This is a genomic window from Herpetosiphonaceae bacterium, from assembly GCA_036374795.1.
Lineage (GTDB): Bacteria > Chloroflexota > Chloroflexia > Chloroflexales > Kallotenuaceae > LB3-1.
In genome coordinates, this window is record DASUTC010000315.1 from 1 (window position 1) to 6,028 (window position 6,028).

A 6,028-nucleotide genomic window follows, 5' to 3' on the forward strand; every position below is an offset into this window, starting at 1 on the left:
GCGAGCTGCTGAGCTTCGCGAGGGCTCGCCAACCCTGCCGACCCTCCGGCCGCTCGCGGCGCGGTCAGTTACGACGCGCTTCGCGCTGTTGGAGAGGTTTCCACACGGTGTCGCTGTGCGTGACCCGAATGCGCAGCGTCAGCGGCCCGTGGTGCTCTCCAATCGCCACACCTAGGGGGGGCAAGGCTTGGCGATTCGCCCAACCGTCGAGCCGCTGACGCAGCGCGCCTCTACCCATCTAGCACGAGAGGCACAGAGGGGGAGAGCATCTTGCGTGCCAGCTCGACGCAGCTCGCGGCGTCGGCCAGCTCGGCGGTACACTCGCAGTCATGACAACACGCTGGCGCGCGCGCATGCGCACGAGCTTCTCCGTGATCGCGTTATCGCTCGCCTCGGCACTGCTGCTCGTGATCGCCCTGTGCTTGGCTGCTGTGTCGCTCTGGGGCTGCGGCTACAGTGAGCCGGACATGCAGGTGCAGCGCGATCGCGTCGAGCAGCTCGAGCGCATGCTGACGAAGTGCGAGGCCCTGGCGCGCTCGAGCACAGCGCGCGCGCGTGCTTGCAGGTAGAATCGAGGGCGGGGGGCGCGCTGTGATCGCTGACCTTGAACCAGCGAACAAGCTCACAGCGCGCCCGCCGCCATCTCACCTAGAGAAACGTCTCGCGCGCTTCGGCGTACATCGTTTGCACGATGTCGAACATATCCGACTGCTGGCTTAGAAACTCGTCGCGAGTTATGCCGCTGTTGGCGGCCATCTTGTTTAGCAACAGCATCACGCCGCCGTAGACCAGTTCGACCGCGGCTCCGTCGTCGGGTGACTGCGGTTTGAAAGCGATTTCCACGCACGTCTCAAGCATCTTTGCGACTGCTAGCCATTTCGCGAGCTGTTCCTCAACGTCTGCATCTGTAAATCGACCTGTCATGACACCACCTTTTTAGCGCACGCAAACGCCAATCTCTTCGAGCCCGCGCTGCACCTTGTCGATCGCTTCGCGCATGCGGTACGCCTCAGCGTCATCGACCGCGCAGCTCCGCAGCTCGCGCCACGTGACGCGCTTCAAAAACATCGCCAGATCCCAGCGCTCGTCAGAGCTGAGAGCGACGCTCAATGTCTTAGAGCCTGTCATGACAGCGCGCCTTCGCGTTGCGCTTGCGCGATCAGCGCGGCGCACGCCTGCTCAAGTATCTTCGCGCGCTCGTCGTAAAGCGCTGCCGCTTTGCTGAACGTCTCGACCATTGGCACGAGTGCAGCTCCCAGCTGCTCGGGCGCATCGGTGAGCTTCTGCAGCTCCGCGATCGTCTCTTCGGTTACGCCAAGCTTCAGCAGTTCGACGCGTGAGAGGCTGCGAACCTGGAAGGCTGCAGCTTGTGCATGCTCGACAACGGTGCGAGCCAATACGGATCCGTGTGCGAGTAGCCGCTGCGCCTCGCGAGCTTTCTTTGCGCGCGCTTCGTAGTACGTCAGCGCATGCACGGTGCTCGGAAAGTTTTTGCGAGTCGGCGGCAGGCACTGGAACGGATCGATGCTGTCGGTGTCTTCTTTTTGGTCTGTCATGACAAGTTTTCCTGCAGCCAATCGCTGCGACCTTCGCGTTCTGCCCACTCTCGCAACGCCTCGCCCTCGGGGCGCGCTGTGAGTTCTTCGATGTTGGTTTGTCTCGGGTCCACTGGCTCTGCATCTGTCGGCGGCTTGCGAGCGCGCTTGCGTCTCGGCTTCGGTGGTTTGTACGTCTCGATCAGCAGCCGCAGGTGTTCCGACTTCGATCGGTTGGTGGCTGCGAGGTCGGCGGCCAGCTTGGTGTTAGTTTCTTCGGTGAGAAAGACCTGCAGCGGCACGGCAGCCGACCGGCGCCACGTCTTGTTAGTCTTCTTGCGTGTCGGCTTTTTCTTCACGGTGCTTACTCTCTGTTAGTCGAGGTTCGATCGGCGCGTTGATGATCAGTCCGCGCGCTGTTGGGGTGAAGCTGAGGCGGGGGCTCGAAGCGTTCGCGCTCTCCCATGCGCGCGCTACGTCGGCGTCGTGCGTCGCCACGTCCTTGTCAAGCTGGCACACCAGACAGCGCAGCGGGTCTCTGTCGGGTGGGCAAGGCTGGCCGCAGTCTATGCAGTGCGGCCACTGCTCGCCGTTGACGCTCACAGCTGCAACGTCACTTCCCACGTAATCAACGCTCGCTACGTTCTGCAGCCTCACGTGCAGCACGGTGCTGCGGATCGTTGCTGCGGTCTCGCGGTCGATCAGTGCCATCAGCTCGATCGCGTATGTGTTCGTCGCTCCGCGCCAGCCTACGCAGTAGCTCGGATCGTTGTGCTTGTTGGCCTCCTGGATCTGCAGGCTGTTTGCGTGCATGCGCTTCACCAGCTCGCGCAGCTTGTTGCTGTCGATTGCTGTCATGACAGGTTGCTTTCGTACTCTTTGACGCACGTCGGGCACAGCTCGCCCTCGTCGTCGTCCTGCATGCTGTCGTGCCCCATCGCTGCGAGCTTGCGGGCGTCCTCGATATCTTGGTGGTTGGAGCCCGTGAACACGTCCACGATGCTGCCGTCAGCGTTGTCCCGGCCGAGAATGATCACGTGATCGACTGCGAGCGGTGCGCACAAGTCGATTAGAAACGTGTTCAGCTCGCCAAGCCAGTCTGTCAAGTCAACGTGCGTCAGATCGCGCGCGTCGAGCAGTGCTTGCACCGTCGCGCGCTGCTTGCGCATGGTGTGCCGCATCAGCTCATCGGCTTTCGCGTGTATCTGGTCGGCGATCGATCCGGTGCGCGCACTGCTGGGGTTTGGTTTCTGTCGGCGTTGCCGCCGTTTCTTTGTTGTCATGACAGCGACTGTAGGCGCAAAATCGTTGTCATGACAGACCGGATGCGGTGCTTTCTAAGGCTTATTTTCTGGGTGAATTTTGCGATCGCGCTGTCGATGATCGCGTTCTCGATGCTCACGCATTGGCCAGGCCCGCGGATCGTGCTGCTTGGCAATCTGTGGGTGGGCTATCGCGTCGATTCGTGGTTACATCCGCCGTCATGACAGCGGGCATTCATCGGTGCGACGGCATGCGCGAGCTTGAACAGATCGGCGCGTTGGTTGGTGACTTGGTGCGAACCATTCCGACTGCGGTGTCGGTGACGCGACTCGGCGCAGCTGACAGCTCGCGCACGCCCTACGCTACAGAGCGGTGGGTTCTGCAGCTGTGCGCGGGCTCCGGTGTAATGCTCGTGAGCGCGAGCTATTGCCCGTTCTGCGGTCTGAAGCTTGGCGACGAAAGCACGGACGAGCTTGCGCCAGCCGATACAGTCGCGGAAATGATCGGACGCCTCAGCCGCTGACGTAAGCCTCGAGCAGCTGCGAGGGTCGCGCGAGCTTGTAAGTCTGTGCCGGCTGTCCCACGATCCAGTAGCGCCCGCTGGCGGGTTCGAGTGTCCACGGCGGCGCAGCTCCGAGCGGCGACTTAGCCGCGCCTGCGGGCATCGGTGCGGCCGAGACGTGCAGCGACTGCCAGGCGATCGCCTTGCGAAGCTCCCGCTCGATGGTTGCGGCGCTGACTACCAGCGATGCAAACCAACCGAGTTGCACGACGGCGGCATATACGCGGCCCGGCTGCGCCTCGAGCGTGCTGTCGAGTATCGGGGTCCAGCCGTCGATCGCGGACGGTTCGCGGTCTGCTGGTGTGTTCTGCAGCGCTGCGAGCTTGCGATCGAGCTTCACTAGCTCGGCCTCGATCATGTACTTGCGATCGACGCTCGCGCGCGGGATCTCTGCTTGCAGTCGCGCCAGCTCCGCGCGTAAGCGCTTCAGTTCGCGCATCCGTGGCGAGAGCAGTGGATCGTCGATGTGGGGCTTTGCGCTCGCTGCAGAAGCGACCACAAGCACGCCAAGTGCTGCGGCGCCTGCGACGGCGGCGTATGTCTGCGTGCGAGTCATTGGCCCGATCTCCCTTCACTTGCGAGTCGCGACGGCGATCACGACACCTAACGCAGCGACGGCGGCGATTCCGCCAAACACTAGCATCGGGCTTTCTCGTGTCGCGTCGTTGAGGTTCTTGGCTGCCTTCGAGACTTCGGCCGCAGCCTTGGCGATCTCCTCTGCTGTGCGCATCAGCGTCGGCGTGAACGGGTCCACCTTCAGCCGCTCGCGCCACCAGTTCGGCTCGATCAGTTCGGGCAGCGGAGTGTCTGAGGTTGTGACGGGCGCAACGTCGAAAGCGTCGCGATACGCAAGCCACACAGCCCAAAGCGACCCGAGCGTTAGGTCGGGCCATAGGCTCTTTTGATAGTCCACAAACTTCGCGCGCGCCTCGTCGGCGGTGTTCACCAGCACGCCGCGGATCGCCGGCTTCAAGCCAACGTTTGCTCTCACCAGTGCGGCTGTCGCTTTGTCGAGCTTCTCCAGCACGGTCGCGCCGCTCGGCTGTCCTCGGTTCATGAACCAGTATCGAAAGGCCAGCATGCGCGCGCAGTAAGCGCGCATCTCTGCTGGCCAGCTCGGCGGCGCGGCGCCTGGCAGCGTTGCAACGCGTGCCGCTGCTAGCTGCGCAACCGTTAGGTTCTTGCTCGGGTCGTGCGGCACAGTCACGAGAAAGCGCCACGACGCGAAGATCGCGGGGAAGTTAGACCAGTTTTTTACGATGTCGCGAAGTGCGAGGCATGCGCCCTCGATCGCCTGCGCTGCATTGTAGGGATCGCTGACGGCGAACGCGGTGCACAGCGGATCGGTGAAGCCGAACAGGCCCTTGCGGTCGCCATTCTTCGCGCTCGGGTCAAATGCTGACGCGTCGTAAGCGAGCGCTTCGAGCAGGTTGACGGGTAAGCCGCTCTTGGCTGCGGCTGCGGTGAAAGCGTCGTGCAGCTCGGGCGGTGGCATGTGGATCATGGTCGGTTCCCCGTTGCAGAGCACAGCATGTGCTCGTTCGTTGGTGTCTGCTCGACGGTGCAGTAGACGCAGTGCGGCGGCGTCGAGAGGTCCCACAGGTGCGGCCGGCGCGGTGCCGGGTCGGTTGGAGCTCGAGCGGCTGCCCGGCGCGCGCGCGCCTCGTCGATCTTCGTGATCACAACGTCAGTCGCTGCAATCACGAGCCTCAACGCGGTGTAGAGCATGGCAGCTATCGGCGGCGACTGCCGGAAGCTGCGAGCGCGCACCCAAGCACGCCAGCGCCCACAAGCACGACGTAGAAGAGATCGAGCGCAAAGGCGCGCTTCGACGCCTCGCGGTACGCGTCGGCCAGCTCGCGCACGCCGCCCGGCTGCGTGCCGCCGTCGAGGTCGGATTCGCGGATAACTCCCGCGTCGATCTTGTCTTCCGGCATTGCTTGGTCTCCGTCGAAAACGGCTGCGCGCTTGCACCATGCAAGCGCGCTCCGTGTGCTCATGTCTTGCGTGCGTAGAAGCAGCTCCGATTTTACCCCACCTTCCGCGCAGCGGGGAGCGGCGGGACAATGGGCCATGACAGATCGCGAGCCCATTCTGCGCCCCGCTGCAGCGCTCGAGCAGCCACTGCCCTACATCGACGCCAGGTTTTATCGGCGCGCTTCGAGGCGCAGCGCGCCGCTTTGGGTCGTGATCCACGCAACACACGGCGCTGAGGGGCTCGGAAAGGCTCGGCAGGGTGCGCGCGAGCTGGCGGACCTGGCGCCCAATGCGCCGCCCCACAAGCGGCGCAGCGCCCACGCGTTCGTGGACACCGGAGCGATCGTGCAGTGCGTGCCGTGGGAGTGCGAGGCGTGGCACTGCGGACGCACCGGCAACAGATACGGCGAGGGGATCGAGCTGTGCGGCCGTGCTGACCAGACGCTCATGCAGTGGACGGACTCCAAGTCGCTGCCCATGCTCGGGCTCGCAGCTCGGCTTGTGCGGTGGCGCTGCGACGCAAACAATCTGCCGCTCGAGTGGCTCAAGGCTGAGGATCTGCAAGCGTTCAAACGGGGCATCACTTCACACGCTGAGATCAGCCGCGCGTTTGGCGAATCGACGCACTGGGATCCGGGTCCACACTTTCCGATCGATGCGTTCGTGTCGGCGGTGCAGCTCGTGCAGCGCG

General features: G+C 63.7%; 12 protein-coding genes. 3 read left to right on the plus strand and 9 right to left on the minus strand.

Annotated elements, in window-relative coordinates; genetic code table 11:
- Positions 1 to 353: 353 nt before the first annotated feature.
- Entirely contained in the window at positions 354 to 569 is a 216-nt protein-coding gene (locus VFZ66_24440) for a hypothetical protein (GenBank protein ID HEX6292358.1), read from the plus strand.
- A gap of 79 nt (positions 570 to 648) precedes the next feature.
- On the opposite strand, the gene VFZ66_24445 is transcribed toward VFZ66_24440, so the two are convergent.
- Genes VFZ66_24445 through VFZ66_24470 form a run of 6 tightly spaced genes read right to left on the minus strand, consistent with a single transcriptional unit; the run spans position 649 to position 2,818 of the window.
- A complete protein-coding gene (locus VFZ66_24445) occupies positions 649 to 924 on the minus strand; it encodes a hypothetical protein (protein HEX6292359.1) in 276 nt (91 codons plus the stop codon).
- A 12-nt stretch (positions 925 to 936) separates the two neighbouring features.
- Positions 937 to 1,128 carry a hypothetical protein gene (locus VFZ66_24450; GenBank protein HEX6292360.1) on the minus strand — a complete coding sequence of 64 codons (192 nt, stop codon included), beginning with the start codon at positions 1,126 to 1,128 and terminating at the stop codon, positions 937 to 939.
- Positions 1,125 to 1,556, minus strand: coding sequence for a hypothetical protein (locus tag VFZ66_24455; protein HEX6292361.1), 432 nt, complete (start codon positions 1,554 to 1,556; stop codon positions 1,125 to 1,127). Before VFZ66_24455 ends, VFZ66_24450 begins: the two co-directional genes overlap by 4 nt.
- On the minus strand, positions 1,553 to 1,894 hold the full coding sequence (locus VFZ66_24460) for a hypothetical protein (GenBank protein HEX6292362.1): 342 nt from the start codon (positions 1,892 to 1,894) through the stop codon (positions 1,553 to 1,555). Before VFZ66_24460 ends, VFZ66_24455 begins: the two co-directional genes overlap by 4 nt.
- On the minus strand, positions 1,863 to 2,393 hold the full coding sequence (locus VFZ66_24465; GenBank protein HEX6292363.1) for a hypothetical protein: 531 nt from the start codon (positions 2,391 to 2,393) through the stop codon (positions 1,863 to 1,865). The genes VFZ66_24460 and VFZ66_24465 overlap by 32 nt, the downstream gene beginning before the upstream one ends.
- A complete protein-coding gene (locus VFZ66_24470) occupies positions 2,390 to 2,818 on the minus strand; it encodes a hypothetical protein (protein HEX6292364.1) in 429 nt (142 codons plus the stop codon). The genes VFZ66_24465 and VFZ66_24470 overlap by 4 nt, the downstream gene beginning before the upstream one ends.
- Positions 2,819 to 3,048: 230 nt before the next feature.
- Here VFZ66_24470 and VFZ66_24475 point away from each other — a divergent pair, with 230 nt between their 5' ends.
- Positions 3,049 to 3,321, plus strand: a complete 273-nt coding sequence (locus VFZ66_24475) for a hypothetical protein (GenBank protein HEX6292365.1) — start codon at positions 3,049 to 3,051, stop codon at positions 3,319 to 3,321.
- Here the strand turns inward: VFZ66_24475 and VFZ66_24480 are convergent.
- From VFZ66_24480 to VFZ66_24490, 3 genes are all read right to left on the minus strand, one after another.
- On the minus strand, positions 3,311 to 3,916 hold the full coding sequence (locus VFZ66_24480; GenBank protein ID HEX6292366.1) for a hypothetical protein: 606 nt from the start codon (positions 3,914 to 3,916) through the stop codon (positions 3,311 to 3,313). The two genes, VFZ66_24475 and VFZ66_24480, sit on opposite strands and share 11 nt — an antisense overlap.
- A 15-nt stretch (positions 3,917 to 3,931) precedes the next feature.
- Positions 3,932 to 4,864 (minus strand): hypothetical protein, encoded by a 933-nt coding sequence (locus VFZ66_24485; protein ID HEX6292367.1) that lies wholly within the window; start codon positions 4,862 to 4,864, stop codon positions 3,932 to 3,934.
- Between the two features lie 229 nt (positions 4,865 to 5,093).
- Positions 5,094 to 5,297 carry a hypothetical protein gene (locus VFZ66_24490; protein HEX6292368.1) on the minus strand — a complete coding sequence of 68 codons (204 nt, stop codon included), beginning with the start codon at positions 5,295 to 5,297 and terminating at the stop codon, positions 5,094 to 5,096.
- Between the two features lie 136 nt (positions 5,298 to 5,433).
- Here VFZ66_24490 and VFZ66_24495 point away from each other — a divergent pair.
- On the plus strand, positions 5,434 to 6,028 hold a 595-nt coding region (locus VFZ66_24495; protein ID HEX6292369.1), incomplete at its 3' end, for a peptidoglycan recognition family protein.

Excerpts from the sequence above, each read along its gene's own strand:
- VFZ66_24440 (HEX6292358.1), top strand. The coding sequence starts at position 354 with ATGCGCACGAGCTTCTCCGTGATCGCGTTATCGCTCGCCTCGGCACTG.
- VFZ66_24445 (HEX6292359.1), bottom strand. The coding sequence starts at position 924 with ATGACAGGTCGATTTACAGATGCAGACGTTGAGGAACAGCTCGCGAAA.
- VFZ66_24450 (HEX6292360.1), bottom strand. The coding sequence starts at position 1,128 with ATGACAGGCTCTAAGACATTGAGCGTCGCTCTCAGCTCTGACGAGCGC.
- VFZ66_24455 (HEX6292361.1), bottom strand. The coding sequence starts at position 1,556 with ATGACAGACCAAAAAGAAGACACCGACAGCATCGATCCGTTCCAGTGC.
- VFZ66_24465 (HEX6292363.1), bottom strand. The coding sequence starts at position 2,393 with ATGACAGCAATCGACAGCAACAAGCTGCGCGAGCTGGTGAAGCGCATG.
- VFZ66_24470 (HEX6292364.1), bottom strand. The coding sequence starts at position 2,818 with ATGACAACAAAGAAACGGCGGCAACGCCGACAGAAACCAAACCCCAGC.
- VFZ66_24475 (HEX6292365.1), top strand. The coding sequence starts at position 3,049 with ATGCGCGAGCTTGAACAGATCGGCGCGTTGGTTGGTGACTTGGTGCGA.
- VFZ66_24480 (HEX6292366.1), bottom strand. The coding sequence starts at position 3,916 with ATGACTCGCACGCAGACATACGCCGCCGTCGCAGGCGCCGCAGCACTT.
- VFZ66_24485 (HEX6292367.1), bottom strand. The coding sequence starts at position 4,864 with ATGATCCACATGCCACCGCCCGAGCTGCACGACGCTTTCACCGCAGCC.
- VFZ66_24490 (HEX6292368.1), bottom strand. The coding sequence starts at position 5,297 with ATGCCGGAAGACAAGATCGACGCGGGAGTTATCCGCGAATCCGACCTC.